Annotated in this window: 22 protein-coding genes and 4 tRNA genes; 16 read left to right on the forward strand and 10 right to left on the reverse strand. The window is 47.5% G+C overall.

Annotated elements, in window-relative coordinates; genetic code table 11:
* Positions 1–14: 14 nt before the first annotated feature.
* Together folX and ACYVIC_RS15655 are read left to right on the forward strand one after the other, a co-directional pair.
* On the forward strand, positions 15–380 hold the full coding sequence (gene folX / locus ACYVIC_RS15650; protein ID WP_460861471.1) for a dihydroneopterin triphosphate 2'-epimerase: 366 nt from the start codon (positions 15–17) through the stop codon (positions 378–380).
* Positions 381–422: 42 nt separating this feature from the next.
* The gene (locus ACYVIC_RS15655) at positions 423–1316 is read left to right on the forward strand and encodes a TIGR01777 family oxidoreductase (protein ID WP_460861472.1); all 894 of its coding nucleotides are present in this window, start codon (positions 423–425) and stop codon (positions 1314–1316) included.
* Here ACYVIC_RS15655 and ACYVIC_RS15660 read toward each other — a convergent pair.
* Both ACYVIC_RS15660 and ACYVIC_RS15665 read right to left on the reverse strand, forming a co-directional pair.
* On the reverse strand, positions 1313–3799 hold the full coding sequence (locus tag ACYVIC_RS15660) for an ABC transporter permease (protein ID WP_460861474.1): 2487 nt from the start codon (positions 3797–3799) through the stop codon (positions 1313–1315). The two genes, ACYVIC_RS15655 and ACYVIC_RS15660, sit on opposite strands and share 4 nt — an antisense overlap.
* Positions 3789–4496 (reverse strand): ABC transporter ATP-binding protein, encoded by a 708-nt coding sequence (locus tag ACYVIC_RS15665; protein WP_460861475.1) that lies wholly within the window; start codon positions 4494–4496, stop codon positions 3789–3791. Before ACYVIC_RS15665 ends, ACYVIC_RS15660 begins: the two co-directional genes overlap by 11 nt.
* A 1-nt stretch (position 4497) precedes the next feature.
* On the opposite strand from ACYVIC_RS15665, the gene ACYVIC_RS15670 reads away from it, so the two are divergent.
* A complete protein-coding gene (locus ACYVIC_RS15670; RefSeq protein WP_460861477.1) occupies positions 4498–5085 on the forward strand; it encodes an arylesterase in 588 nt (195 codons plus the stop codon).
* A gap of 86 nt (positions 5086–5171) precedes the next feature.
* Here the strand turns inward: ACYVIC_RS15670 and ACYVIC_RS15675 are convergent.
* From ACYVIC_RS15675 to ACYVIC_RS15690, 4 genes are all read right to left on the reverse strand, one after another.
* Positions 5172–5247 (reverse strand) — tRNA-Glu (locus ACYVIC_RS15675).
* Between the two features lie 29 nt (positions 5248–5276).
* Positions 5277–5352 (reverse strand) — tRNA-Glu (locus tag ACYVIC_RS15680).
* Positions 5353–5382: 30 nt separating this feature from the next.
* Positions 5383–5458 (reverse strand) — tRNA-Glu (locus ACYVIC_RS15685).
* A 15-nt stretch (positions 5459–5473) separates the two neighbouring features.
* Positions 5474–5549 (reverse strand) — tRNA-Ala (locus ACYVIC_RS15690).
* 342 nt (positions 5550–5891) lie between these two features.
* Between ACYVIC_RS15690 and ACYVIC_RS15695 the strand changes: the two genes are divergently transcribed.
* A complete protein-coding gene (locus tag ACYVIC_RS15695; protein ID WP_460861478.1) occupies positions 5892–6893 on the forward strand; it encodes an ExeA family protein in 1002 nt (333 codons plus the stop codon).
* Between the two features lie 17 nt (positions 6894–6910).
* On the opposite strand, the gene ACYVIC_RS15700 is transcribed toward ACYVIC_RS15695, so the two are convergent.
* From ACYVIC_RS15700 to ACYVIC_RS15715, 4 genes are read right to left on the reverse strand one after another with little or no spacing between them, the layout of a single operon-like run.
* Positions 6911–8596 carry a hypothetical protein gene (locus tag ACYVIC_RS15700; protein WP_460861480.1) on the reverse strand — a complete coding sequence of 562 codons (1686 nt, stop codon included), beginning with the start codon at positions 8594–8596 and terminating at the stop codon, positions 6911–6913.
* On the reverse strand, positions 8565–9464 hold the full coding sequence (locus ACYVIC_RS15705) for an XrtA-associated tyrosine autokinase (protein ID WP_460861482.1): 900 nt from the start codon (positions 9462–9464) through the stop codon (positions 8565–8567). The genes ACYVIC_RS15700 and ACYVIC_RS15705 overlap by 32 nt, the downstream gene beginning before the upstream one ends.
* The gene (locus tag ACYVIC_RS15710) at positions 9461–11056 is read right to left on the reverse strand and encodes an XrtA system polysaccharide chain length determinant (RefSeq protein WP_460861484.1); all 1596 of its coding nucleotides are present in this window, start codon (positions 11054–11056) and stop codon (positions 9461–9463) included. Before ACYVIC_RS15710 ends, ACYVIC_RS15705 begins: the two co-directional genes overlap by 4 nt.
* A 49-nt stretch (positions 11057–11105) precedes the next feature.
* On the reverse strand, positions 11106–11741 hold the full coding sequence (locus ACYVIC_RS15715) for an XrtA/PEP-CTERM system exopolysaccharide export protein (RefSeq protein WP_460861486.1): 636 nt from the start codon (positions 11739–11741) through the stop codon (positions 11106–11108).
* Between the two features lie 187 nt (positions 11742–11928).
* Here ACYVIC_RS15715 and ACYVIC_RS15720 point away from each other — a divergent pair, with 187 nt between their 5' ends.
* From ACYVIC_RS15720 to ACYVIC_RS15775, 12 genes are all read left to right on the forward strand, one after another.
* Complete coding sequence (locus ACYVIC_RS15720) at positions 11929–13338, forward strand: TIGR03013 family XrtA/PEP-CTERM system glycosyltransferase (RefSeq protein ID WP_460861489.1); 1410 nt, start codon at positions 11929–11931, stop codon at positions 13336–13338.
* Positions 13339–13343: 5 nt separating this feature from the next.
* On the forward strand, positions 13344–14192 hold the full coding sequence (locus tag ACYVIC_RS15725; protein ID WP_460861492.1) for an XrtA system polysaccharide deacetylase: 849 nt from the start codon (positions 13344–13346) through the stop codon (positions 14190–14192).
* A 14-nt stretch (positions 14193–14206) separates the two neighbouring features.
* Positions 14207–15235 carry a FemAB family XrtA/PEP-CTERM system-associated protein gene (locus ACYVIC_RS15730; protein WP_460861493.1) on the forward strand — a complete coding sequence of 343 codons (1029 nt, stop codon included), beginning with the start codon at positions 14207–14209 and terminating at the stop codon, positions 15233–15235.
* Positions 15232–16449 carry a TIGR03087 family PEP-CTERM/XrtA system glycosyltransferase gene (locus ACYVIC_RS15735; RefSeq protein ID WP_460861494.1) on the forward strand — a complete coding sequence of 406 codons (1218 nt, stop codon included), beginning with the start codon at positions 15232–15234 and terminating at the stop codon, positions 16447–16449. The genes ACYVIC_RS15730 and ACYVIC_RS15735 overlap by 4 nt, the downstream gene beginning before the upstream one ends.
* Positions 16449–17915 carry an exosortase A gene (gene xrtA, locus ACYVIC_RS15740; protein ID WP_460861496.1) on the forward strand — a complete coding sequence of 489 codons (1467 nt, stop codon included), beginning with the start codon at positions 16449–16451 and terminating at the stop codon, positions 17913–17915. Before ACYVIC_RS15735 ends, xrtA begins: the two co-directional genes overlap by 1 nt.
* Positions 17912–19063 carry a TIGR03088 family PEP-CTERM/XrtA system glycosyltransferase gene (locus tag ACYVIC_RS15745; protein WP_460861497.1) on the forward strand — a complete coding sequence of 384 codons (1152 nt, stop codon included), beginning with the start codon at positions 17912–17914 and terminating at the stop codon, positions 19061–19063. The genes xrtA and ACYVIC_RS15745 overlap by 4 nt, the downstream gene beginning before the upstream one ends.
* A gap of 2 nt (positions 19064–19065) precedes the next feature.
* Positions 19066–20958 (forward strand): XrtA/PEP-CTERM system amidotransferase, encoded by a 1893-nt coding sequence (locus tag ACYVIC_RS15750; RefSeq protein ID WP_460861499.1) that lies wholly within the window; start codon positions 19066–19068, stop codon positions 20956–20958.
* A gap of 1 nt (position 20959) precedes the next feature.
* The gene (locus tag ACYVIC_RS15755) at positions 20960–21883 is read left to right on the forward strand and encodes a hypothetical protein (RefSeq protein WP_460861501.1); all 924 of its coding nucleotides are present in this window, start codon (positions 20960–20962) and stop codon (positions 21881–21883) included.
* Entirely contained in the window at positions 21880–23091 is a 1212-nt protein-coding gene (locus tag ACYVIC_RS15760; RefSeq protein WP_460861502.1) for a TIGR04063 family PEP-CTERM/XrtA system glycosyltransferase, read from the forward strand. The genes ACYVIC_RS15755 and ACYVIC_RS15760 overlap by 4 nt, the downstream gene beginning before the upstream one ends.
* Positions 23081–24208, forward strand: coding sequence for a glycosyltransferase family 4 protein (locus ACYVIC_RS15765; protein WP_460861504.1), 1128 nt, complete (start codon positions 23081–23083; stop codon positions 24206–24208). The genes ACYVIC_RS15760 and ACYVIC_RS15765 overlap by 11 nt, the downstream gene beginning before the upstream one ends.
* Positions 24205–25563, forward strand: a complete 1359-nt coding sequence (locus ACYVIC_RS15770) for a phenylacetate--CoA ligase family protein (RefSeq protein WP_460861506.1) — start codon at positions 24205–24207, stop codon at positions 25561–25563. The genes ACYVIC_RS15765 and ACYVIC_RS15770 overlap by 4 nt, the downstream gene beginning before the upstream one ends.
* A 79-nt stretch (positions 25564–25642) precedes the next feature.
* Positions 25643–26992: a putative O-glycosylation ligase, exosortase A system-associated gene (locus ACYVIC_RS15775; RefSeq protein ID WP_460861507.1), complete on the forward strand. Its 1350-nt coding sequence runs from the start codon at positions 25643–25645 to the stop codon at positions 26990–26992.
* Positions 26993–26996: the final 4 nt, after the last annotated feature.

Genomic DNA, 26996 nt, shown 5'->3' on the forward strand with positions numbered 1-26996 from the left:
ACAGGAAACCTTCAATGCAACTTAATAACCCTGCGATTATCCGGATCAAAAACCTGCGATTGCGCACCTTCATTGGTATTAAAGAAGAAGAAATTAATAACAAACAAGACGTGGTGATCAATGCCACAATTCATTACAGCGCTCAGGATGCCGCCAACAGTGATGATATGGATAATGCCCTGAACTACCGTACTATTACTAAAAAAATCATAGCCATGGTAGAGCAACAGCGTTTTTCGCTGCTGGAAAAGTTGACTGCGGAGGTTCTGGCTATTGCTGCTGAGCACCCGTCTGTACGTTATGCCGAAGTAGAAATTGATAAACCTCATGCCCTGCGTTTTGCTGACTCGGTATCATTAATGCTGTCGGTAAACAAATAGCTCTATACTGAGTATTGTCATTGTGGGCAAACGGTTGCAACTATGAATATTTTACTTACAGGTGGTACAGGCCTTATCGGCTCCGGCCTGGTCAGGTTATGGCAAGCACAACATCAATTGTGGGTGTTGTCACGGGACCCGGCAAAAGTTCATGCCATGTTTGGCACAGATGTACACGCTATATCTCAGCTGTCAGAAGTTGATTTTAATCAGCTTGATGCTGTAGTTAATCTCGCTGGTGAGCCTATAGCCGGTAAGCGCTGGACTAGACAGCAAAAAGAGCGACTATGCCACAGCCGCTGGCATATTACCGAGCAACTGGTTAGTGCGATAAAAGCCGCAACATCACCGCCGGCCATATTGCTTAGCGGCTCAGCAGTTGGTGTTTACGGCCGACAGGCATCTGTGCTGGTTACCGAAGACTACACACACCCTCACGCTGAGTTTTCCCGGCAGCTTTGCCAGCGCTGGGAAGATATTGCCTGTCAGGCCTCTAGTGACGTTACCAGGGTGTGTATTATACGCACCGGGATAGTGTTAGCTAACAAGGGTGGCGCACTGAAAAAAATGTTGCCCGCGTTCAAACTGGGTTTAGGCGGCAGGATTGGGCATGGCGAGCAGTATATGTCGTGGGTGCATATAAGCGACATGCTTAACATTTTTGATTTTATGTTGCACCACCCCACTCTAAGCGGCATTTTTAATGCTACTGCACCCAATCCGGTAACAAATGCTGAGTTCAGCCTGACACTGGCGCAAGTGTTAAAGCGTCCGGCATTATTGCCAATGCCTGCTGTTGTATTGCAATTGCTGCTAGGTGAGATGGCTGACTTACTTCTTACCGGCCAAAGAGTGTTACCTGCCAATCTGATAAAAGCCGGTTACAGTTTTCGCTATGAAAATTTGCAACCGGCGTTATCTTCGTTACTTGATTAACTCTGAAGTACCCGGCGCATTAATTGTGCGCCGGGTATTTGCAGCAAGCGGCGTAGCTGCCACCAACCCAGCAGTGTAACCAACACCACGCCGAGCGTTGGCCCCAACCACCACAAGGTATAGTGTGGTGAAAATGGCAATTCAAATACCCGTTGTTGCACAATAAGCAACATTGACTCAGCCAGTATGGTGGCAAATAAGCCAGCCATTGCGCCTAGTAAGGCAAATTCAAGCAGCATGGCATTGCGTAAAAACGGATAACGAGCGCCCAAAGTACGTAAAATTGCCAACTCCTGCTCACGTTGCTCCAGTGTCGCTTGCACCTGTGCCACCAGCACTAACACCGCAGCACAGCAAATTATCAGTAAGATAAAACTCAGCGCCACGCTGACTTGAGCAATAATGTCATTTACCTGTTTAATAATACTATCGACACTGATCACCGATACTGTCGGCAGTAAACGCGCTAATTGATTTAGCAGCAGCTGACGCTCTGCATCCAAATAGAATGCGTTGATATAGGTAGCCGGAAAATCAGCCAGTATGTCAGCACTTAGGATCATATAAAAATTCGGTTGCAGACTGTTCCAATCTACGGTGCGGATACTGCTTACTTTGGCATTAATAGCCTGTCCACCGATAGAAAATGCCAGATTGTCGCCCAGTTTAACCTGTAAGCGTTCAGCTATTTCCTGCTCAACTGACACTTCAGCCCGGCTGTCTTGACTAAACCAGTTACCAGACAACAACTGATTGTTATCCGGCAGCTCGGTAAGCCAGGTTAAATTTAGCTCACGCCCGACACCAACCCGCTGCTCAGTGCGATCTTCTTTACTGGCATCCTGCAACAACTGCTCATTGTTTATTGACGTAAGCCGGCCACGAACAACCGGATAATATTGCCCTAAAGTCAATTTCTGCTCACTGGCAAAATTATTCAGCGTGTTGCGCTGCTCGGCGCTAATATTCACCAGAAACTGATTCGGCGCACCAGCAGGGATCTGCTGTTGCCACTGACTAATAAGCTCTGCGCGTAAAAAATACAGCAATAACGCCAGAAAAATTGCCAGACTAAAAGTAATCAGCTGAAAGCTGTTTGCCCATATGCGCCGGCGTAAATTAGCCAACGCCAGACGCCGGGCACTACTTTGGCCAGCGGCGACGGGCTTAGCTACTTTAAGCAGCAAAGAAGCCGCAGCCACTAAGACAGCGGCAAATATCGCACACAAGGCAAATAATCCCAGACTCAGAACCAGTTCACCGCTGAACAACCACATTAGTCCCCAGATCGCTGTTGCGCCAAATAATAGCTGAAACTTATCAATACGGCCTTGCGCAGCAGGCTGCTTTAATACTTCAATAGCCGGGGTTTGTGACAAACGCCACATTGGCCTGGCTGCAAATAACGCCGCACAAATAACGCAAGTCAAACTGCCAAGCCATAACGGCCTCCAGCTAAATTCCGGTCTGTAGTCAGCCAGATACAGTCCTATGCCCCACTGCGCTACATTAATGGCAACCTGGCCGGCCACTATGCCAAGCAACAGACTAAACATCACCACCAGCAACAAATGTGAACCATACAGTAACCGTATCTGACGCTGAGTTGACCCTAACGCCTTAATTACCGCTACCGCCTGAGTATGACGTTGGCTATAGCGATTTGCGGCCACAGCAGCCGCACACGCTGCTAAGACAATACCGAGCAAGCCTGCCAGCAGTAAAAACCGCTCTGCCCGCTCTATTGCGCTACCAATGGCACTTTCGCGGTCCATTTTCTGCCAACGCTGATGCACCGTCAGCTTAGGCGTCAGCAGCTGCTCAAACTGCGACAGCATTGGCTGTTCACCGGCAAACAAATAACGATAACCGATACGACTTCCAGGTTGAACTACCTGCGTGGCAGCCACATCGTCCAGATGCATTAATACCCGCGGCGAACCACCAAACACACTCAGCGGTGCGTCAGGCTCGTTCACAATAACACCGGCAACAGTAAATTGTGCCATGCCCAGTTCAATGTCATCGCCAAGCTGCACATTTAATAAATCGAATAATCGGGCTTCAAAGAATACCTGCCCACGGCTAAGTGGCACGCCGGCGCCAATACCCGGACGCTGTGCAGCCTGCAATAATAACTGTCCACGCAGCGGATAATCGCTGCTAACCGCTTTTATCGTTGCCAATTGCATCTGCTCTTTGGCAAACAGCATAGAATCAAACTGCATTTGCTGCGCGGTTTTCAACCCCAACTGCTGAGCCTGAGATATGATCTCAACATCAAAAGCCTGGCTGGAGCGTAACACCATATCAGCGGCGTTAAATTGCGCACTGCGTTGCATCAGAGCCGTTTTAACACCCTCGGTAATACCCGTTAAGCTGACAACAGAAACAACGGCCAGAAATAATGCAAAAGCAATGACCCAGAGTTCACCACGACCAAGCTCACGCCAGAACAAACGCCAGGCAATTTTAGCCCACATCTGACAACTCCTTTAGTTCACTATTAACAAAACGCCCCGCCTGCATTTGATATTGGCGCTGACAGCGCCTGGCCAACTCACTGTTGTGTGTTACCAGCACTAGCGTTGTGTCTTGCTCAGCATTTAACTTAAACAATAAATCTTCTATCTTACGCCCGGTCGCAGCATCCAGGTTCGCTGATGGCTCATCGGCAAATAACACCGCTGGCCGGGTGATAAACGCCCGCGCAATTGCTACCCTTTGTTGTTCTCCACCAGACAATTGTGCCGGGTAAAAATCAGCCCGCTCTGCCAAACCAACCTGTTGCAGCAAACTTATTCCCCGGGCCCGGGCATCCGCGATACCAGCCAATTCTGCTGGCAGAGTAACGTTTTCCAACGCGGTCAGGCTGGGTAACAATAAAAATGACTGAAACACAAAACCAACATTACTGGCACGAATTGCTGCACGCTGATCTTCCGACAACTGATGTAACGGCTGCCCTGCCAGTACAACTTCACCTTTAGAGGGTAAATCCAGGCCGGCAAGCAAACTCAGTAAGGTTGATTTACCGGAGCCTGAAGCACCAACAATGGCAACTGTCTCGCCACGATTGATCGTCAAGCTGATATCATGCAGGATAGTTAAGGAACCATCGGCCACTTTTACATTCTTAGCCAGGTTAACTGCTTTTATATGAACTTCAGGTGTTTTCATTATGCGTATTATCTTATTTCTGTTAATTGGATGCTTTAGTCAACTGAGCCTGGCCCAGAAACTGCTGATCTTAGGCGATAGCCTCAGTGCCGCCTACGGTATGCAACAACACCAGGGCTGGCCACATTTGCTGCAGCAAGACACTCACTGGCAACTTATCAATGCCAGTATTAGTGGCGAAACTACCGCTGGCGGTCTGGCACGCTTACCGGCGCTGTTAGAGCAGCATTCGCCAGACGCAGTGCTGATTGAACTTGGCGGCAACGATGGCTTGCGTGGATTCGCTATCGCAACGGTAAAATCTAACCTTAACGAAATCATTAATTTAGTAAAAAAACATCAGTCCACGCCCATTCTAATGCAAATACGCATTCCACCAAACTATGGACCACGCTACATACAGCAATTCAGCGCAATTTATCCGCAGTTAGCCCAAGAACAAAAAATTACGCTCTGGCCATTTTTTATGGATGATATTGCCAGTAATAGCGATTTGATGCTATCTGATGGCATACATCCAAACCAGGCAGCCCAGCCACTGATAAGCAAATTTGTTGGGAAATTATTGGCTGACTTTGAGCCAGAATAGCAAAAACGGCCGCAAGGATGCGCAGCTAAAATGTAACTGAGTATGTAATTTGAGGGTGAATTTATAGAATTAACACTGACGCGAAGTGGCGTCCCCTAGGGGATTCGAACCCCTGTTACCGCCGTGAAAGGGCGGTGTCCTAGGCCTCTAGACGAAGGGGACACAGTAACAGATAACAATGAATGATGAATTGGCGTCCCCTAGGGGATTCGAACCCCTGTTACCGCCGTGAAAGGGCGGTGTCCTAGGCCTCTAGACGAAGGGGACGCAAAGACATTCATTCAAAACAAGATTTATTGGCGTCCCCTAGGGGATTCGAACCCCTGTTACCGCCGTGAAAGGGCGGTGTCCTAGGCCTCTAGACGAAGGGGACGCACTAAAAAAATCTTGGTGGAGCTAAGCGGGATCGAACCGCTGACCTCTTGCATGCCATGCAAGCGCTCTCCCAGCTGAGCTATAGCCCCACACTTTATGCTCATTGCTTTCTTACGTTAGCGCTGAACACGGGGCGCATTCTAGGGTGCCACTGAAAATGTGTCAACAGTTTTTTCTGGCAGTTTTTCCGTTCGATCGCTTTTTAAGCATAACGCTGAAATTATAGACAATACATGTAAGAAAAAGCTGTTTTTAGAGTACCTTAGACAAGCACCAGCTAACTTGATGCCAACCAGAATATTTCTTAGGCCTGCCAACAGCTTGAATATGTTCAGCAGCAAATGTGTTGTTCCAGCTGTTTTTTGTATAAACTATCAGCAGCCGACAAAACAATGTCAGACTGAATTTTTTGATGTAAAGGATTGTAGCTTATGTACGAGAAGTACTTCGGGTTCAAGGAAAGGCCGTTTCAGTTAACACCCAGCCCTAACTGGTTTTATGCCAGCAAGCTTCACAAGCGCGCGTTGGCATACCTGCAATATGGTTTGTCACAAGGCGAAGGTTTTATCGTCATTACCGGTGATGTCGGCACAGGCAAAACAACGATAGCCAATCAGTTGTTAAGCCAGCTAAGTCAGGACGAAATTATCGCCAAGCAAATTGTCACGTCAAAACTTGAACCCGATGATTTGATCCGCATGATCGCCTCCTGTTTTAACCTGGTCGTGACCGAACATACCAAAGCCAGTTATCTTGATGCGATATATAACTATCTTAAACGGCTGCATTCTCAACACCGCCGCGCGCTGCTACTGGTTGACGAAGCTCAAAATTTGCCACTGGCGTCCATAGAAGAATTGCGCATGCTGTCAAATTTTCAAATAAACGGTAAGCCATTGATCCAAAGCTTCCTGTTAGGCCAGAACGAGCTAAATGCTATTATTCAAGCGCCGAATATGGAACAGTTTCGTCAGCGTATTATCGCCTCTTCCAACTTATCTGCATTTCAGTTAGAAGATACCCGCGCTTATGTTCAGTACCGTTTACAACAAGCGGGTGGCACACTCAATTTACTGACTGACGATTGCTACGCCCTGATCCAGAATTACAGCAAAGGCATCCCGCGTAAAATTAATACTGTAATGGATCGGGTGCTGTTATTTGGCTATTTGGAGGAATGTAAGCAGATTAACGCAGACAATGTCAGCGCTGTACTTGAAGAAATTGCACAGGAAGTGGCAAACATGCCGCCCAAAACAGAATACAACACCGAAGCAACGCCAAACACGACCGCAAAACCAAAAAATATGTTAAACGAGCTTTCTGGTATCATCGACAGCGAGCTGGAGCAAAAATTAAAACTGGTTAAAGAACTTGATGCGCTGCTTAAACGCCAGCAACAACTGTTAAGCAGCCGCAACAATAATGACTAAATGTGCCGGCTAGTTCTTTATAGCCGGTGACTATAGCTTAGCCATACGCGGTTTTCAGACAAATTAAAGGTGTCTTGTGAAGAGTTTCTGACTGTGCGTCTAAACTTCAATTTCACGGTCGCATGTTCATTCAGCTTCCGCTCAAAGCCGGTTTCAACTAAAATGTTGTTGTCGGTACGTTCTTCATCGTTGTACGACATATCATAATGGCTGGCTGACAACTGGAAACTGCTTAGCCGGCCAACCTGCCAGCTTGATACTACATTTACTGCCTTGGTGACTGAAGAGCGCAAAGACTCAGCATACTGATCTTCCGTCCTACTGAGCGAAATATTCAACTTTAATCGCCGTTGAGTGTACCCCAGATTAAACAGTGCAGAACGGCGCTTAACCAGCTCCTCACTGATATCAAACCCTTGCTGAATAAATTGCTGCAACGACTCGCCCGGCTGCAGCTGGTAGTTATTGGTTGGTGGTTTAATACAATCAGCAATTTGCTGTGAACCCAAAGGACAAACAAAGATACCCAAATCTTCAAAAATCTGCTCTAAATTAGACAAAACCTGCAACGACTCAGAGACATTTAACCGCGCAGACACTAAACGCATATTATACTGACCGGCAACCGAGGTTGTCCGGCCAAAAAACTGCCGATCATACCGGTACAGCAGCGAGCTACGCCGGCTAGGAGCTATAAATATTTCAGTGGCGTAATATTTTTCTTCTTCGGTTTCTTCATCGGCTGCGTCTTGCTCACCACTGCGCGAGGAGCGATTTTGTGTGACATTAATATAGGATACGGTACCAAAACGGTACTCCAGCCCAGCACCATAGGATTCAAAAGTACTGAAGTAATTGACAAAATTTCCGCTGCCAGCAACGTCGCCATTGATATTGTCCTGATAACTGGCACGAACGATAGCAGACAAATTGCCAAACAACGGCAGGCCACCAACAAAGCTGGCCTGTTCGCTATCAAAGTCTTGTGCCGACTCGCGGCTGGTTTGGTTCACATTACCGCTTAACAGCCAAAAAGCACCAACCCCCCTAGTCCCGCCAGACAACTGCATGGTTGCCCGCAAACTGTTGTTATCAAAACTATTAATACCATCGTCAAGATCCGGCCGCTCCGACCTGAACTTTTGATAGGACAAACCAAGTTTGGTTTGAACAGCAGCAGTGCGCAGGTTAGTAAAAAGCAGGTTAGCACCGTAACTGGTGGTTTTAGATAAATTATCACTGCCGGTTATAATGTCAGAAAAAATATTGCTTTGAGCATTGCGGACCTGATGGTCAGACTTTGCATTCAACTGCAGCGATAACCGATTATCAAACATCGATAAACCACTATTACCGGTGAAACTGGTCAGATTTTTGTGCTTGCGTTGGCTGTCGTCATACCAGACTGATTCATTTTTAATCTTCAAACTGGCTGATGATTGCAAGCCTTTGTGTGTCATTAAAATAGCCGGCGCAGCCATAACCGCAAGGCCTCTATCCACCCCAGGCCCCGCTAGCTCATCACGTAACCAAAATCCATAAGCACCGGTTTCAATTTCCGGCGTCACAGTAATGTCTGCAGCACTGCTGGCAGAATACATCGTAAAGGCAACCATAGTACACATACATACCGCAATCTGCCGCTGCGCTCCCCGGGCCAGGCGCAATGTATCAAGTCGCGCCATAGTAGTAGCCGTAACCATAACCTTTAGCCTGATTTCGATGCGCTTTATTGATTAAAAAACCAACTGCAATATCTTTAGGCAGCAACGCAACTGCTTGCTCTACTTCCGCCAGCTTGGTTCTGTTTTCTTCAACAACGATAAGAGCTTGTCCGCACATTGACGCCATCACCGCCGTTTCATTTACACCTAACAGCGGCGGCGCATCAAAAATAACGATCCGATCCTGATAGCGGGTAGCAAACTCATAAGCCAGCTGCACCATCCGCTCGCTGGCCAACAGCTCGGTAGACAAATGGTGTGGACGTCCTGCAGTGATAATTTTAAGGCGTTCAACATTAGTACTAAGCATAATGTCGGATACTTTTACTTCGTCTGATAACAGATAGTCTGTTAACCCAACGCTATGATGCAAATTCAACGTTTTTGAAACGCTGGGGCGCAGCACATCACTGTCAACTAAAAGCACAGTTTTGTCCTGCTCCAAGGCAATACTCAAGGCCAGATTAACTGCAGAAAAGGTTTTACCCTCGCCAGACCGTGAACTACTGACCAGAATTAAATTGGGATGTTTTAACGTCTTGCTTAAGGCACCAAAAGCATTGTTAATCAATTTGCGTTTTATCACGCGATATTCTTCATTAATCAAGCGTCGTTCACTGGACAAAGACACAAAGTTCTTTTGCTCCAGCATCGCCAGATCCAATTCAACACCGACCTTGGGTTCTGTACTCTGAGTTTGCGCATCGCTACGCGTCTCATCGCCGTCGTCTGGCTGTGACAATGTAAGCTCGTTCAGCGCTTGATTGTCCGATTCATCAAAAGCATCAGTGGCCCGAGACTGCTGCACGCTGGTTTGCTTTGAAATTGCTTTTTCAATAATACTCATCCGACAAACCTCGACAACAACTCAGCTGAACGTCCAAACAACATTTCATTGGTAAGTAACAGGATGAAACAGAAGACTAAACCGGCGGCCAGCAAAGCGAAGTAAAAAAAGTGCAATCTTACCTGGCGCAAAATTGCCGATTTGTTGGTATGCGACACAACGCCGAATACCGGAAAATCAGTAATACTCTGTAATTGACTTGCTCTGGTAAGCACCGGAGATATCATGCTGCGCAAAAATGCCATCACAATACCCGCCCCTATACCAACGGCCAGCACCAGAGTATAAAACAACACTCTGTTAGGCCCTGATGGCGCTAGCGGTACCCGTGGCGGCTCTATTACATTAAACTGAACATCTTGCTCAGACGCGCCAGCACGTCGCGACAACTCAGCTGACTCACGCCGGCTAAGCAAAGCCTCATATTTTGATTTAGTAATGTCATAATCACGATTTAAACCAGTAAATTCAGCTTCTATTTCAGGGATCAGGTTCAGCTTACTGACTAAAGCGGCGACGTTTTCTTCGTAGGCTCTTACCCGTACTTTCAACGAAGCAACTTCAGTCTCCAGCCTGGATACACTGATACGTAATTCCTGATAAACCACATTTTGATTTAAGCTGGCGTTGTTACCTGGTTGTTCAGCAGACAACTGCGCAAGCTGCTGTAACTCGTCGTCTCTTTGCTGCTCAAGCTGTTGCAACAAACGTTTAGTCTCAAGCACATCCGGATGAAATTCGGTATAGCGGATCATTAAATTATCCAGTTGAGATTGCAACGAGCGGATCCGTTCGTCAAACTGCGTCGCTGGCCGGCCGGCACTGCCAGCAAAAGGCATCACGCCAAACACAGGCTCTTCGCCTACCATCTGACTTCTGGCAGACTCCAAACGCGTTTCCAGCTCCCGCAACGTTAAGCGAGCCTCCTCCAGTTTTTTCTTCTCGCTGTTTATCTGGCTGTAGAAATCATTTTCGTTGCCTGGCAGTAAATTAAGCCGGTTCTTTTTGAAGTCGGACAATCTGAGTTCAGCTTCCATCAAGCGCCGCTCATAGTCAGCAATCTGGCTGGTTAAAAACCGTTCCGCGGTCTGAGTATCGGCACGGCTGGAACCAAGCTGGCCTTCAACAAAATTATTTAGCGTCTCCTGCACCACCTTAAGTGCAAGTTGTGGTTGCGGATTGCTGTATGAAATAACATAAATATTCTCCCGGCCCGAAGCAGATATATTTATCGTTTTTTGCAAAGTATCAATCAGCTCTTCAAACTCTTTATCTGTCGTTGCCGTGATGTCCAGGTCAGTGGCGCGGGCGATCTTTTCCAGATTAGGCCGGCTAAGCAGCGTCCGGGCCATAAGTTTGATTTCATCATCGTTATTTGTTCTTAACGCCAGTCCTTGTAGCAAGGGTTGCAATACCGTACTGGTTTCAACATAAAGCTTGGCATTAGCTTCGTAGGTGGGCGGCAAATTGTAGACAAAAAACCAACCAATCGGGCAAATCAACCAAGCGGTAATAACAATATACCTGCGCCTTAGCCAAATTCCCTGAAGATAGGTATAAAGTTGCTCTATCGCTTGCTGTAGCTCTTTCATTTATCACTCCCTGACTGCGGTTACTGCTTAGACCGTTTTCTTCACAACTTTAGAACCAGGCCTCTGGAATAATAATAACGTCACCGGGCAAGATATCGACATTAGCGCCTATTTTTCCCTCTCTGATTAAGTCATCCAAACGTAATTCGTAGGTCAGTTGACGACCATCTTTAACGCGAACTAATTTAGCACCATTACCATTTGCAAATTCTGTTAAGCCCCCTACCTCGATCATCAAATCAAGCAGGGTCATGTATTGGTTATAATTAATAGATTGAGGATTGGTTGCAGCCCCTATTACCCTAACCTGCTCGCTGTAAGGGCCGATGAAACCATTTACCGACACTGTTACAACAGGATCGCGAATGTATTTACTTAAAATGGCTTCCATGTCACGCGCGACCTGAGTTGGCGTTTTGCCGCTGACTACTACATCTTCAACTAACGACGTGGTTATCTTACCATCTGGTCTGACAACAAAACTGCCGGACAACTCTGGGTTGCGCCATACAAAAATTGCCACCGTGTCTTTTGGGCCAATAAGATATTGATAATTATCAACCGACGTAGTAAGTGAGTTTTGCACTGTAGCAGGAGGCAGGTAGTAACTTTTACACCCAACCAGCAAAAAGCAGGCAATAGCAAAGAGGAAACCGCAATATCCGTTAGCAGATCTAGCCATCATAGTACAAATCCTTATTCTGATGCCTTTTTAATATAACTTAAAAAATTACCATTGTGCTGCAAATAATGAAAATTTAATTTTTGTTTTAGCGTAAAAACAGTATAATTACTGAGCTACCCTATGCAGGTTTAAGAGTAACCTGAAACGGCAATGGCTTCAACGCAATGGATGCAACAAGGATGTGGTTATGAGTAAAGCAACTCGTTACGGACGAAATACGATTGCAGATAGGCTGTTTTTACTCAGCGAGCTGTTACTACTATCTGTGTCAAGTCTGCTCGCCAGCTACGCTATTAGTCTGTACATCGCCCCCGTTACACTAGAACATCAACTTATTAATGCCGCGCTGTTTTCAGCATCAGTAATGCTGTGCGCCTTATCAGTTGGTTTGTACGACCAAAAGCTACGCGAAGGACAAAAAGGCATTATCAAGCGCGTAGTCATCACGCTGCTATTTAATGCTATTTTGCTCGAACTTATCGTGTTCCAATTATTTCCTCTGCTACACATCAGCAGCTTATATTTGTGCCTGGCTTCCGCAACAGCCGCCTTGTTTATTTCAGCGTTCAGAGCACTATTCCATTATCACGACGTGACCAGAATTAGCCGGCGACGCGTGTTAGTGCTCGGCGCTGGTGAACGCGCGTCGATAATTGAAAAACGCATGCGGCGTAATGTTGACAAACGCAATTTCGAGATAGTCGGCTTTACTCCTATCGATGGAGACAAAGAAGCTGGTATTGCAGAGCATAAACTGGCCAAATTCGATTACCAAACCGAATTATTTCAATATGTGATGGAACATCAGATAGACCAATTGGTTATTGCCTGTGACGAAAGACGCAATATGTTGCCAGTTGAACACTTGTTTAAGTGCAAAACCCGTGGCATAGACGTTATTGAAATTCTTGATTTTATTGAGCAGGAAACCGGCCAGATAGCCGTTAACCTGATTTACCCCAGCTGGGTTATCTATGCCAATGGCTTGGATCTCAATCAGCGCTTTAAAACTAATCTGGATTACAAACTCAACGCGGTACTGGCAGTGCTAATGCTCGCAGTGACCTGGCCTGTTATGTTAATTACGGCGCTGTTGATCTATCTGGAAGACGGCCGAAAATCTGGTACATCAGTGTTTTACCGCCAGTTGCGGGTCGGAATAGATGGCAAACCGTTTTATATTATTAAGTTTCGCAGCATGCGCTCTGATGCTGAAAAAAATGGTGCCCGCTGGGCCAGCGCCAATGATGACAGAGTAACACGGGTTGGCAGAGTCATCCGTAAATACCGTATTGATGAACTGCCGCAGCTTATTAATGTGTTAGCCGGCGATATGGGCTTTGTTGGTCCAAGACCTGAGCGACCAGAGTTTGTTAACCAGCTGGTAAAAGACATTCCGTACTATAACCATAGACATAATGTAAAACCCGGTCTTACCGGCTGGGCGCAGCTCAAGTATCCCTATGGTGCTACCGCTGAAGATGCACAGGAAAAACTAAAGTTTGACTTGTATTACATAAAGCATCGCAGCTTGATGCTGGATCTCATGATTCTGGTCAGGACGGTAGAGATTGTGCTGTTTGGCAAGGGGCGCTGACATTAATGGTAGTAGCGCCAATCAGATGTAATGCTTTAACCGTAGACGTCGAAGACTATTTTCACGTTGCAGCCTTTGACACTACGGTATCGAAGCAACAATGGCCAGACTTGCCGCAACGGGTGGTACAAAACACCGAAATATTATTGCGGCAATTTGACGCGCATCAGGCAAAAGCCACCTTTTTTATCTTAGGTTGGGTGGCTGAGCGCTTCCCGCAATTGGTGAAGCAGATCCACGCCGCAGGGCATGAAGTGGCGAGTCATGGCTATGCGCATGCTAAAGCGTCAGTACAAAGCCAATCTGAGTTTTTGCAGGATATTCAGCGCGCTAAAGCCTTGCTGGAAGATATTACAGGCAGCCCGGTTACCGGTTATCGGGCACCGAGTTTTTCTATCGGAAAAAGTAACGAGTGGGCTTTTTCTGCGCTACAGCAAGCAGGTTATTTGTACAGCTCAAGCACTTACCCCGTTGTACACGACTTATATGGCACACCAGACTGGCCGCAGCATCCCTATAAACGGGTTGAAGGTATTTGGGAGTGCCCAATGCCGGTATTAAATAAAGCCGGTAAACAGTGGCCTATTGCCGGTGGTGGTTACTTCCGGTTGTTGCCTTACTGGTTAAGTAAAAAATGCATAGACAGTTATTTGCAGCAAAGTACTTCGCCGTATATGTTCTATTTCCATCCATGGGAAATCGATCCGCAGCAACCAAGGTTTGCCGATGCACCGTTAAAATCTAAGTTCAGACACTACACCAATTTAGATCGGATGGAAGCCAAGCTGGTGCGTTTGCTGCAAGACTATCAGTGGCGTAGTATCCGGGAAGTATTTCAGCCGTATTTTGTTTAACGTAAGGGAATCGGATGTATCAACTGCATACATTGTCGCTCAGGGACGAGCAGGCTATGGCATGGGACAACTTTGTTAACGCCAGCGAAGACGCCACTTTTTTTCACCTATCCGGTTGGCAACAGATCCTTGCTGATGCTGGCCATCAATGCCACTACCTATACGCTACTGAAAATAACCAAATTGTTGGCGCCTTACCTTTAGCGCGGGTCAAAAGCCTGCTGTTTGGTGACGCACTGGTGTCAACACCGTTTTGTGTATATGGCGGTGCAATCGGTGCGCCGCTGGTAAAGCGTTTTTTGGAACAACAAGCAATACAGCTTGCGACTTCCCTGGGCGTCCAGCATATCGAGTTTCGTTATAAAACGGCGCAAGACAATAACTTGATGACACGCCACTCGCATGCCTATTTTGCCTGTGAGCTGGCAGATACCGCTGAGCAAATACTGGCGAACGTAAAGAAAAAGCAGCGAGCCGTGCTACGCCATGCCCTAAATGAAAATTTACAGTACACATTAGATAAGCAGACTGCTGAGTTCTATCACACCTATTCACAAAGTGTGCGTAACCTCGGTACACCGGTGTTTAGTCAGGCGTTTTTCGATAAAATTATGGCGGTGTTTGCCGAACAAACAGAAATATTAACCGTACGTCAAGATAACAAAGCCGTGTCCTCCGTACTGAGTTTTTACTATAAAAATGAAGTATTGCCGTACTATGGCGGCGGCATACTGCAAGCAAAAGAGCTGAAAAGTAACGACTTTATGTATTATCAGCTAATGTGTCACGCCCGTAATAACAAAGGCTGTTCCCGCTACGATTTTGGCCGCAGCAAAATCGATTCAGGCGCTTACCATTATAAAAGGCATTGGGGCATGCAGGCGGTAGAACTGCCCTATCAATACCAACTTATCAGCGCAAAACAGCTGCCAAATCTTAGCCCGAACAATCCACGCTACCAGTTATTTATCAAACTATGGCAACAACTACCACTTGGTCTGAGTCAGTGGCTGGGGCCAAAACTATCGAGATATCTGGGATGATAGCAACTATAAAACCTCCCTTGCTGATGTTAGTGCACCGTATACCTTATCCACCAAACAAAGGCGATAAAATACGCTCATTTCACCTGCTGAAAAACCTTAGCCAGCACTACCGTGTTTATCTGGCTTGCTTTATAGACGATCCCTTCGACGAACAGTATCTGCCGGAGTTAAAGCAGTGGTGCACAGAGCTGTGCTGCATCAGATTATATAAAAAACCGGCCATGCTGCGTGGTTTAACAGCATTTTTAACCAATAAGGCTGTTACGCTGCCTTATTACTACAGCAGTGTGGTACAAAACTGGGTAACTGCCAGGATCAGCGAACAGGCTATCAGTCAGGTACTGGTTTACAGCTCAGCAATGGCACAATATGTAGAACATCAGCCAACATTAGTTACTAAAGTCATTGATTTTGTAGATATAGACTCGGATAAGTGGCAACAATATGCCGAACGTAGTACGGGTATTAAGCGCTGGTTCTACCGACGTGAAGCCCGATTACTCCAACGCTATGAAATCAATATTTGCCGCCAGTTTGACCGAAGCTTATTTGTCTCAGAGGATGAAGCTGAGGCTTTTCGCACTTTGCTGCCGGCAGCGTTACAACATAAAGTATCAAGTCTTAGCAATGGTGTAGATATAGAATTTTTTGACCCACAATCAGCGTTACCAGCGGCCGAGATAACCTTACCTGCACAGTACCTGGTGTTTACCGGCGCTATGGATTACTGGGCCAATGTTGATGCAGTATGCTGGTTTTGTCACGAAGTATGGCCGGCCTTGCGCCAGCAGCATCCAAATTTACAGTTTTTAATCGTAGGTGGTAATCCACACCCTGATGTTAAAGCGCTCTCCAAGCTCGCAGGCGTTGTGGTAACCGGCAGGGTGGCTGATGTCCGGCCTTATCTTAAATCAGCACAGTACGCCGTCGCACCTATGTTAATAGCCCGCGGCATACAAAATAAAGTGCTCGAAGCGATGGCCATGAACAAAGCTATCATCTGCACCCCAATGGCGATGGAAGGTATTAACGCCCCACTTACTGCAGATACTCAGGTTGCTGAGCATGCACCCGCTTTTATACAGGCATGTTTAACTATGCTTGCTGCATCCGGTCAGCCTGGCAGCAATCGTCAGTGGATTGTTCAGCATTTCAGCTGGCAAAACACCTTGGCCAGGCTGAACAGTTTTATCCGATCTGAGGCAGCGTAATGCAAATGCCAAAGCACCTTATCAGCTATTTTGCCATGCTAACCCTGGCCCTGGTGAGCTATGTATTGCTGTATGCTGAAGCCTGGCTGGATATGGAGCGCATATGGCGCAGCTCTGCCACTTATAACCACTGTTATCTGATCATCCCCATTAGTTTATGGTTGTTTAGCCGGCGTAAATCCGGCGCTAACCCGCAAACAGCAGTAAACCGCGCCAAAGGCTTTGGTTTGCCTTTGCTGCTACTGTGTTTACTGCAACTACTCTATTTGGCCGGTTTTGCCAGCGGCATTGCACTGCTGATGCATATCGCAGCGGTATTATCACTACAAGCTTTGCTGTGGCTGGTACTGGGCAATCAGAATGCAAAACAGCATTGCTTTGCCATCAGCTACCTGGTATTCCTGTTGCCTTTTGGTGATGAACTGTCGCCGGTTCTCCAACATATCACTGCTGATCTTACCGTATATTTACTGCAACTGGCCGCTGTTCCGGTATTTCGTGAAGGCCTGTACCTGGCCACACCCGTTGGATTATTTGAAGTTGCCGAAGCCTGTTCCGGCTTACGCTTTCTTATCGCCTCAGTCGCTATCTCAGTGTTATATGCTTATCTGACTTATAATAAACTGCTCAAACAGTTGCTGTTTGTTTTCACTATGGTGGTGGTGTCGATCCTGGCCAACGGCGGTCGCGCATTTATGCTGGTATACATAGGTGAAAAAACCAACATGGCTTATGGCTTTGGTGCCGATCATTTTTTGTACGGCTGGTTGTTTTTTGCTGCGGTATTAATGGCAGGCTTTTGGCTTGGTGGCCGTTTCGCCGACCATGATACTGAGCTGGAAAAAGCCAGCTTAGTCAGGCCACTGCACCGTCAAAGCCACACTCTGGCGTTGCCCATGTTAGCCACTGCATTGCTGGTCACTATGCTGTATCAGCATAGCCTGCCAAGCGTCACACCGCCTTTGCAGCCTGAACAATTAACACTATCAATCGAAAACAGTGAAGTAATAAGCGAGTCTGACTGGGGTATCAGCTTTGTTGACAGCCTGCAACAAAGCCATCTGTTGCAGGCATCAGGTACTGAGTATTTTGCCGCCGTTTACGCCAACAACCAGTCACAAGGCAAATTAGTTAGCTGGAACAACAGGTTATTTAACAATAATGTATGGTTTGTCACCGACAGGCAATCTAATAACGGTATCACACTGTTACAGCTAAAAAATCAAGCTCAGCAATACCGCTCAGTGTTGTACTGGTATCAAATAGGACAGATTAAGACCAGCAGTTTGCCACAGGTTAAGTTTTATCAGGCCTGGCATTTGTTATCGGGCAAATCTGGCCCGGCCAGTATTTTTGCTGTATCAGCAAAAGGCCCCTTAACCACCGACACGCAGCGTCAGTTAGAACTTGCAGCAGCAAAGCTTAGTGCTATGCCTGTCGTTAACTACGGTGCACTGGCATTATGACCTCAGGCAAACCGGTGCATATCACCCATCTGATCTGGCATTTTGGTACCGGAGGCCTGGAAAACGGCGTGGTTAACTTAATCAATCATCTGCCGCAAACCGATTTTGTCCACAGTATTATCACGCTGACCGGCCACAATGCTGATTTCGTCAAGCGCATTACCACCCACAACGTCCATTTTTACAGTTTAAATAAAAAGCCAGGGCATGATTGGGGTACGTTCCCGCGTTTGAATAGCCTGCTAAAACAACTAAAACCTGACGTACTGCACAGCCGCAACCTGGCAACGCTCGAGCTGCAGGCTGTAGGCTGGTGGCGTAATATTCCTCTACGTCTGCATGGAGAGCATGGTTGGGACACCAATGATCTGGCCGGAATAAACAAGAGAAACCGGCTGATACGCCGGATTGCCAAGCGATTTGTGCACCGTTTTATTTGCTTATCAGCCGAGTCCGAACACTACCTCAGGCAGATTATTGGCATAAAAAGCAACCGCATAAGCCGTATTTGTAACGGCGTAGACATTGGCAAGTTTGCCAGCGCAGCGCCGGCCGATATCAGCTTCGCGCATGCCGCTGGCGCAGCTAAACCGCTATACTTTGTCAGCGTGGGCCGGTTGGCCGCAGTAAAAAACCAGGTACTGCTGCTGCAGGCTTTCGCCCTGCTATTACAACAGCACCCGCAGTATCGTGGTATAGCCAGGTTGGTTGTCGTTGGCGACGGCCCCTGTCGGCAAAGCCTGGAGTTGCAAAGCCAACAACTAGCAATAAGCGATGAGGTCTATTTTACCGGACAACGGCAGGATATTGCAGAGATTATGCAAGCGGCAGACGTGTTTGTATTACCCTCACTGGCAGAAGGCATTTCTAACACCCTGCTTGAAGCCATGGCAGCCGGCACTCCCGTAATTGCAACCGCGGTCGGCGGCAATGCCGAATTACTGCCTGAACCTTTAAAACACACCAATCTGGTAGATTCCGACAACGCCGGCCAACTGGCAACGGCTATGCTGCGCTATCTACAACAGCCACAGGCGTTAAATGTTGACGCTCAGTTGGTTAAAAACCATTGCCATCAGCACTTTAGTATAGATAGGATGGTAAACCGCTATCGTGAGCTTTATGAATTGACAAGGATGCAGCCCTAACCATGTGTGGTATAGCAGGAATTTATCAGCTAAAAACCCAGGCAGTGCCTGATAGCCAGATCCTAAGCAGAATGAATGACAGCCAATGGCATCGCGGGCCAGACGCTGGCGATTACTTTTACCAGCCCAGTATAGGTCTGGCTCACCGGCGTTTGTCGATTATTGATATTGCCGGCAGCCCACAACCGATGCAAAGTGCTAATCAGCAGGCGTGCATCGTGTTTAACGGTGAGATTTACAATTACCGCGAACTGCGCCAGCAATTACTGGCAAAAGGCTATGTGTTTAACACCAACGGCGACACCGAAACCATTCTCAATGCCTGGCTGGAATGGGGTGAAGACTGCGTACATCAGTTACGCGGAATGTTTGCCTTTGCTATTTGGGATAAGCAACGCCAATGCCTGTTTTTAGCCCGCGACAGGCTGGGTATTAAGCCGCTGTTCTATTCGCTTTTAGCTGATGGCCAATTTATTTTCGGCTCTGAGCTTAAAGTGCTGCGCCACCACCCGGAATTCGTCCCAACCCTGCGCGACAGCACCATTGAAGACTACTTTAGTTTTGGCTATGTCCCCGAGCCCTATACTATTTATCAGCATAGTTACAAGTTGGCTCCCGGCCACACTTTGTTACTGCAACACGGCAGCGTAAGCTTACCGCAGCCGCAGCAGTACTGGGATCTGCCAACACAGTGGCAACACAGTGTCACAGAGCAAGAACTGAGCGAGCAAATCATTCACCGCTTTCGCGAAGCCGTCGATATCAGGCTGGTAGCAGAAGTGCCACTGGGTGCCTTTTTGTCGGGTGGCGTCGACTCAAGTGCTGTAGTGGCTATGATGGCTGGCCTGCAACCAGATGCAGTAAACACCTGCTCTATTGGTTTTGACAGCCCTGAATTTAATGAAACCGATTTTGCCCGTCAGGTGGCGCAGCGCTACCATACCAATCATCATGAAAACATCGTCAGCCAGAATGATTTTGAACTGCTGGACAAACTGGCCGATTTATATGATGAACCCTACGCCGACAGCTCAGCGATCCCAACTTACCGTGTCTGTCAAATGGCGCGCCAGCAGGTCACTGTTGCCCTAAGCGGCGATGGTGCTGACGAGCTGTTTGCCGGCTACCGGCGCTACAAATTGCACCTGCACGAAGAGCGTTTCCGCCAATGGCTGCCCCTTGCGCTGCGCAAACCGCTATTTGGTATGCTGGGCAAAATTTACCCCAAACTGGACTGGGCACCACGGTTTTTAAGGGCCAAAACCACTTTTCAGTCACTGGCGCTGGATACCGTTGCCGCTTATCACAACTCTATTGCCATTTTGCGCCAGGATCAGCGCGACAGACTGTTTTCAGAGTCGTTTAAACAAAGGCTCAATGGCTACAATTCCCTTGAGGTGTTCCGCCGCTACGGTGACAAAGTTAAGCACTTTGACCCAATGAAAATTGCTCAGTATCTGGATATGAAAACCTATCTCGTCGGCGATATTCTGACCAAAGTAGACAGAGCATCGATGGCGCACTCGCTGGAAGTTCGCGTACCGTTTTTAGACCACAAATTTGTTGAATGGGCTTTTACCGCTGAATCATCGGCTAATTTGCAAAACGGCATTGGTAAATACAGCCTGAAAAAAGCACTGCAACCGCACTTGCCAGACGATGTCCTGTACCGCAAAAAAATGGGCTTTGCCGTGCCGCTGGCACAGTGGTTTCGCGGCCCGTTACAGCAAAAGTTGCAAGACAAGCTGTTGTCAGATGCCATGCTAAACAGCGGGTACTTCAATATTGCAGAGCTTAAACAACTACTGGATGACCACAAACGTGGTTTAAAAGACAACAGCGCACCACTGTGGACACTGTTAATGTTTGCTGCTTTTCTGGAGAAAAACACTTAACATGAAACTATCAATAATAATAATCAGCTCACGAGAATCGTTAAGTGTCATTTCCAAAACTATTGATGCCGCAATAAGCGCTTGCAAAAGTTACAACTACACAATTAGCCTCTTACTGAATGGAAATGAAACCGCAGCCACCGCTCTATCAAAACCATTGCTGGAAAAATATTCATCGCATTTGAGAATCTGGTTTTTTCCTTTAGGTGACAAAGCTAATTGTTTTAATAAATACTGCTATTTTTTGTCTGATGGATATGACACACATTTTTTCATAGACGGATATGTCACTATTGACACAGATAGCATAGAAACTGTTATGAGAACTGCCTCTAATAATAAGGCTTTGGCTTACACTGGAGTCCCTACAACAGGAGCTAGCCATAAAAAACTAGCAAGCGAAATGTTATCGATTGGTGGGCTACATGGCAATTTCTTTATGATTCCTAAGGAAAGCATGGATAGCTTAAAAAATTCATTATTTAAACTCCCGCTAGGTATCTACAGGACTGATTCCACGATAGGTGCTGCCATTAATTTTGGCTACGCACCTGAAAAAAACAGCTGGGCACCGTCCAACATTCTTGTTATCCCGGATGTAACCTGGAAACACGCACCGTTAAAATGGTACAAACTGGCAGATGTAAAAACCCAAATTAAACGGTATCTAAGGCAGTTCTTAGGCAAAATAGAGAATCTGGCTGTAAAGGAGATTTTCGCTGATAAGAAGCTACCGGTATCAAAGCTACCAGAGTATTCTTACGATCTATGCTTTGACTATTTAAGTAGAAATAAACTTAGTAAATTATTTTTAATACTAAATCCTGGTGCTTTTTTATTAAAAAATAAGCTCTCAGAACTAGAACAGAAAAAACCACACTTTAAAGAAAATCAAGACAAGTTTTGGGAGTTAAAACTCCTATGAAAATACTGCATATATTTGACCACTCACTACCACTACACAGTGGTTATACCTTTCGCTCACGTGCTATTTTGCAACAACAACGGAAGCTGGGCTACGACACCTGCCATGTCACCAGCCCCAAGCACCCCAACAGTGATAACGACAGCCAGACAGCTGAGGGTTTCAGCTTTTACCGCACTAAAGCTTACCAAAGCTGGTTTTGGTGCTTGCCGGTACTAAAAGAGCTTGCAGTAGTTCTGGCACTTAAAAACCGCCTGCGCCAACTTATTAAGCTTGAAAAACCCGATATTATGCATGCTCATTCACCAGCGCTTAATGGCCTTGCTGCATTGTGGGCAGCAAAAAAAACGGGCATTCCTGTGGTATATGAAATCCGCGCCTTTTGGGAAGATGCGGCGGTTGACCATGGCAGCTGCCGCGAGGGCGACCTGCGCTACCGCCTGACGCGCGCGCTGGAAACCTATGTCGCGAAAAAAGCCAACGCCGTTACCACTATATGTGAAGGCTTGCGCCGCGATCTAATTAGTCGCGGTATCAGCGCCGACAAAATAACCGTGATCCCTAATGCTGTAGACCCACAACAATTTCAGCAAATAAACAGCAAAAATACCGCGCTGCAGGCTGAGTTTCAGCTACAGGGCAAAGCAGTGCTGGGCTTTTTGGGCTCATTTTATGCTTACGAAGGTCTGGATCTACTCATTAAAGCCCTGCCACTGATCCGGCAAAAAATTCCCAGTGCCACCCTGCTGCTGGTGGGTGGCGGCCCACAAGAGTTGGCCTTAAAACAATTGGTGACAGAACTTAATCTTAACGATGCGGTAATTATGCCTGGCCGGGTGGCGCACAGTGAGGTAATGCAATATTACAGTTTAGTCGATTTGCTGGTTTACCCCCGTAAAGCCATGCGCCTGACCGAGCTGGTCACGCCGCTAAAGCCGTTGGAAGCCATGGCACAGGGTATGCGTTTGCTGGCGTCAGATGTTGGCGGCCATCTCGAGCTTATCGAGCACGGTAAAACCGGTTGGTTGTTTCAACGTGACAATATTGACGATTTGGCCGAACAAGCCATCCGGGTGCTTAAAAACTTCAGCAGCAACGACAGTATCATCGAAAACGGCCTGCAATTTGTGCATAACGAGCGAAATTGGGCAGTATCTGTTAGCCGCTATGTTGCCTTGTACCAAAGGTTACAACAGCATGAGCACTAGTTTGCAGCAGTTGCCTGTTTGCCTGGTGGGGCCTGTTGCGCCCCCCGCAGGCGGCATGGCAAACCAAACCTGGCAGTTGCTTTGCTTGTTGCAACAAGAAGGCGTAAAAGTAGAATTTGTCGCAGTAAACCCACCGTATACACCGGCCTTTATTGCTAAAATACCGGGGCTACGGGCTTTGTTTCGCATAGTGCCATATTGTTTTAAGCTATGGCGTGCCTGTGGCCGAGCCAGGCTTATACATATTATGGCCAACTCGGGCTGGTCCTGGCATTTGTTTGCCGCACCGGCTATCTGGATAGCACGCATGCGCGGCACAGCAATCATCGTTAATTATCGGGGCGGCCACGCCGATAGCTTTTTTGCCGGCAGCTGGCGCAGCGTAAATACGTCGCTACGCCATGCCAGTGCGGTGCTGGTGCCATCGGTGTTTTTACAACAGGTATTTGCCCGCTACCAGCACCCCGGCAACGCCGTGCCACTGGCTATAGTGCCAAATATTCTCGATCAACAGCTATTTTATCCGCGTAACAGCGATAGCAGTTTGCTTAACATCACTGCACCGCACGTTATTGTTACCCGCAATCTGGAAGCTATTTATGATGTTGCCACCAGCATTGCCGCCTTTGCTCTGCTAAAGCAAGATTACCCCGGCGCAACGCTTACCATAGCCGGCAGCGGCCCGTTGCTCGGCGAGCTGCAGCAACAAGTGCATCAGCTTAATCTGGGCAGTGCGGTGCAGTTTGCCGGGCGCCTTAGCTCAGAGCAAATGGCCAGGCTGTACCGAACTGCTGATATTATGCTAAACAGCAGCCGGGTCGACAACAGCCCTAATTCGATTATTGAAGCCCTGGCGTGCGGTGTGCCTGTTGTCAGTAGCGATGTCGGTGGTATCAGCCATTTAGTAAGCCACCGCCATGATGCAATGCTGTGCAGTGCCGGCGATGCCAAAACCATGTCTCAGCTGGCTGGCGAAGTGCTACAAAACACCAGCTTGCGCCAGCAGCTTATCGCCAATGGTTTGCGTAACAGCCAACGTTTTTACTGGCCTGAAGTAAAACAGCGCCTGGCACAGCAGTATCAGGCCGCGATTCAACGGCAGGAGCGTAACCAATGAGCAGTCTGTATACCCGCGTCATCGCGGCGGTGGTGTTTCCGCTGCAGGAATGGCTAAAAAAACACGATACCGTGCGCCGCCGCCGTGAGCTAGAACGCAGCCAGTGGTTGCCATTGGCTAGCTTGCAGCAGCAACAAAATGCCAAACTACAGCGGTTTATCGCTTCGGCAGAGCAGCAAGTGCCCTACTACCGCCAGCTATTACAACAACAAGGCCTAACAGCCGCCGATTTTAACAGCGTGGCCGACTTAGCCAAACTGCCGTTTTTAACCAAGGCTTTGATCACTGAACACTTTGACCAGCTAAAAGCTGCCCATGCCGGGGGGTTAAAACGATTTAATACCGGCGGTTCCAGCGGCCAGCCATTAATTTTTTTACTCGGTAATGAGCGGGTATCACATGATGTTGCAGCCAAATGGCGGGCCACCCGCTGGTGGGGCGTAGACATTGGTGACAAAGAAATCGTCGCCTGGGGCTCGCCTATCGAACTGGGCGCTCAGGACAGAGCCAGGATATTTCGCGATCTGCTGTTCCGCTCGCAGTTAATCCCCGCTTTTGATATGAGCGAGCAAAAACTGTTAGTGTTTTTACAGCACATCCGAGATAACAAACCTAAGATGCTGTTTGGCTACCCATCGGTATATCATTTACTGGCGCAAACAGCACAAAAGCATGGCATTGCTATGCATAAGCTTGGTATCAAAGTGGTGTTTGTTACCTCAGAACGGCTTTACCCCTATCAGCGAGAACTCATAGAACGTGTATTCGGCGCACCGGTCGCCAATGGTTATGGCGGCCGCGATGCCGGCTTTATTGCTCATGAGTGTCCAGCCGGCGGTATGCATTTGTCGTTTGAAGATATCGTGGTTGAGATTATCGACCCCGCCACTGGTGCCGTGCTACCTGCAGGCCAGGCCGGTGAAATCGTCGTCACGCATCTGGCAACGTCTGAGTTTCCGTTTATCCGCTACCGCACCGGCGATATTGCAACCCTGGCCGAACAGCCCTGCAGCTGCGGCCGCAGCTTACCGTTGCTGGAGTCAATTGAGGGGCGCAGCACCGACTTTGTTGTCGCCTTTGACGGCACCATGATGCATGGCCTGGCACTAATTTATATTCTGCGTGACATCAGCGGTATAGCAGCGTTTAAAATTATTCAGCACAGCCTTAGCCACACCACAGTGCAGGTGGTTTGGCCCGAAGGCCCGCTACCAGAGCCAATACGCACACTAATTTGTGCAGGCTTTCAGGCGCGGCTCGGGCAAAGTGTCCAGATTGATATTGAACAACTTGATGAGATAGCACCTGAAAAATCAGGTAAATACCGTTATGTTATCAGTAAGGTAACCGCATGATAGACAGCCTTTACTTACTCGCCGTTATTACAGCCATATGTTATTTATTTTATTGGGCCGATAAGCAGGACAAATCCTGATGCGCGATTTAATACTGGTAGCTTTTTTATTTGTCGCCGTATTTTACAGCTTTAAACGGCCTTTTATTGGTATTGCGGCCTGGGCTTTTATTGCATTATTGGCGCCGGCAAACTGGGCTTTTGGTTTTTCTAACGACTTCCGGCTTAATCTGACCATCGTCGCCGTAACATTTTTGTCCTATCTGTTTGTGCATAAACAAAAAAAACTAGCTTTTAATGGCTTAAGTTTTTGGGTGTTACTGTTTGCCTTCTGGACGCTTATCTCATCATTTGATGCTGTCGATAAAGCTTATGCCATCGGCTACTGGAATCAGTTTATTAAAGTCCTGCTGCTGTACTTCTTTATTACCCTGGTACTAACAAAAAAGCTGCATGTCGACACGCTCATCTGGGCCATAGTGCTGGCCATATCATCTTATGCTGCCATGGAGGCGGTTAAAGTCGTGTTGTCGGCCGGTGGGCATATGGTAAAAGGCCGCTCTGGCGCCCTGCTCGACCGAAACGACTTTGCCGTCGCGGTAAATATGTGTTTGCCGCTTATTTTATATTTAATCTATGTCAGCAAGCACCATTATTTAAAGCTGGGATTATGGGGCTTATTTATCGGCAATATTATTGCGATTGTTGGCACCGGCTCTCGCGGTGGCTTTATTGGCCTGGCAATATTGGCACTGGCCTTCTGGTGGAAATCAAAGCGTAAAATACTCTGGTTACTGCTGGCCGTGCTGGTGTTGCCCACCGCTTATCAGTTTACGCCAGAAGACTGGCGCGAACGGCAAAGCACCATTCAAACAGCAACCACCGAAGACGCCTCTTTTATTGGCCGGCTTTGGGCCTGGAAAATTTCGGTAATGATAGCAAGGGATAATCCACTCACCGGTGGCGGCTTTAAAGCGGTAACTGAACCGGTGCTGTGGTACAGTTATGCGCCTTATACGCCCTATTTTGGTCCGATTGAAACGCCGCCAATACCTAAAACATTGGCACCTAAGGCTGCACACAATATTTATATGCAGGTATTGGGCGATCATGGTATCGCCGGATTATTTATTTTTGGCATGATTTTGCTGGGTATGTTGCGGCTAAACCGCCGCAACCGCATATTGGCGCTAAAACATAATCAACAGTGGTGTGTGCAGCTTAGCAACGCTATAACGCTTTCACTAATTGGTTATGGTGTTACCGGTAATAACGTTAGCCTGGCCTATTTTGACTTACTTTATGCTATTGGCGGTATTATTGCTGTTATTAGTATCCGCCAGCTTTATTTACCCGAGCCGGCGCCGCAACCTGCTGTGGCACCAAGACCAGCGGCCGCTGGTAGCGACGACCTGGTGATTAAGCGCTAAAGCC

This window comes from Rheinheimera gaetbuli, from assembly GCF_054781935.1.

Excerpts from the sequence above, each read along its gene's own strand:
- ACYVIC_RS15715 (WP_460861486.1), bottom strand. The coding sequence starts at position 11,741 with ATGATGGCTAGATCTGCTAACGGATATTGCGGTTTCCTCTTTGCTATT.
- folX (WP_460861471.1), top strand. The coding sequence starts at position 15 with ATGCAACTTAATAACCCTGCGATTATCCGGATCAAAAACCTGCGATTG.
- ACYVIC_RS15710 (WP_460861484.1), bottom strand. The coding sequence starts at position 11,056 with ATGAAAGAGCTACAGCAAGCGATAGAGCAACTTTATACCTATCTTCAG.
- ACYVIC_RS15750 (WP_460861499.1), top strand. The coding sequence starts at position 19,066 with ATGTGTGGTATAGCAGGAATTTATCAGCTAAAAACCCAGGCAGTGCCT.
- ACYVIC_RS15730 (WP_460861493.1), top strand. The coding sequence starts at position 14,207 with ATGTATCAACTGCATACATTGTCGCTCAGGGACGAGCAGGCTATGGCA.
- ACYVIC_RS15755 (WP_460861501.1), top strand. The coding sequence starts at position 20,960 with ATGAAACTATCAATAATAATAATCAGCTCACGAGAATCGTTAAGTGTC.
- xrtA (WP_460861496.1), top strand. The coding sequence starts at position 16,449 with ATGCAAATGCCAAAGCACCTTATCAGCTATTTTGCCATGCTAACCCTG.
- ACYVIC_RS15705 (WP_460861482.1), bottom strand. The coding sequence starts at position 9,464 with ATGAGTATTATTGAAAAAGCAATTTCAAAGCAAACCAGCGTGCAGCAG.
- ACYVIC_RS15670 (WP_460861477.1), top strand. The coding sequence starts at position 4,498 with ATGCGTATTATCTTATTTCTGTTAATTGGATGCTTTAGTCAACTGAGC.
- ACYVIC_RS15655 (WP_460861472.1), top strand. The coding sequence starts at position 423 with ATGAATATTTTACTTACAGGTGGTACAGGCCTTATCGGCTCCGGCCTG.
- ACYVIC_RS15700 (WP_460861480.1), bottom strand. The coding sequence starts at position 8,596 with ATGGTTACGGCTACTACTATGGCGCGACTTGATACATTGCGCCTGGCC.
- ACYVIC_RS15735 (WP_460861494.1), top strand. The coding sequence starts at position 15,232 with ATGATAGCAACTATAAAACCTCCCTTGCTGATGTTAGTGCACCGTATA.
- ACYVIC_RS15660 (WP_460861474.1), bottom strand. The coding sequence starts at position 3,799 with ATGTGGGCTAAAATTGCCTGGCGTTTGTTCTGGCGTGAGCTTGGTCGT.
- ACYVIC_RS15720 (WP_460861489.1), top strand. The coding sequence starts at position 11,929 with ATGAGTAAAGCAACTCGTTACGGACGAAATACGATTGCAGATAGGCTG.
- ACYVIC_RS15765 (WP_460861504.1), top strand. The coding sequence starts at position 23,081 with ATGAGCACTAGTTTGCAGCAGTTGCCTGTTTGCCTGGTGGGGCCTGTT.
- ACYVIC_RS15745 (WP_460861497.1), top strand. The coding sequence starts at position 17,912 with ATGACCTCAGGCAAACCGGTGCATATCACCCATCTGATCTGGCATTTT.
- ACYVIC_RS15695 (WP_460861478.1), top strand. The coding sequence starts at position 5,892 with ATGTACGAGAAGTACTTCGGGTTCAAGGAAAGGCCGTTTCAGTTAACA.
- ACYVIC_RS15725 (WP_460861492.1), top strand. The coding sequence starts at position 13,344 with ATGGTAGTAGCGCCAATCAGATGTAATGCTTTAACCGTAGACGTCGAA.
- ACYVIC_RS15665 (WP_460861475.1), bottom strand. The coding sequence starts at position 4,496 with ATGAAAACACCTGAAGTTCATATAAAAGCAGTTAACCTGGCTAAGAAT.
- ACYVIC_RS15770 (WP_460861506.1), top strand. The coding sequence starts at position 24,205 with ATGAGCAGTCTGTATACCCGCGTCATCGCGGCGGTGGTGTTTCCGCTG.
- ACYVIC_RS15775 (WP_460861507.1), top strand. The coding sequence starts at position 25,643 with ATGCGCGATTTAATACTGGTAGCTTTTTTATTTGTCGCCGTATTTTAC.
- ACYVIC_RS15760 (WP_460861502.1), top strand. The coding sequence starts at position 21,880 with ATGAAAATACTGCATATATTTGACCACTCACTACCACTACACAGTGGT.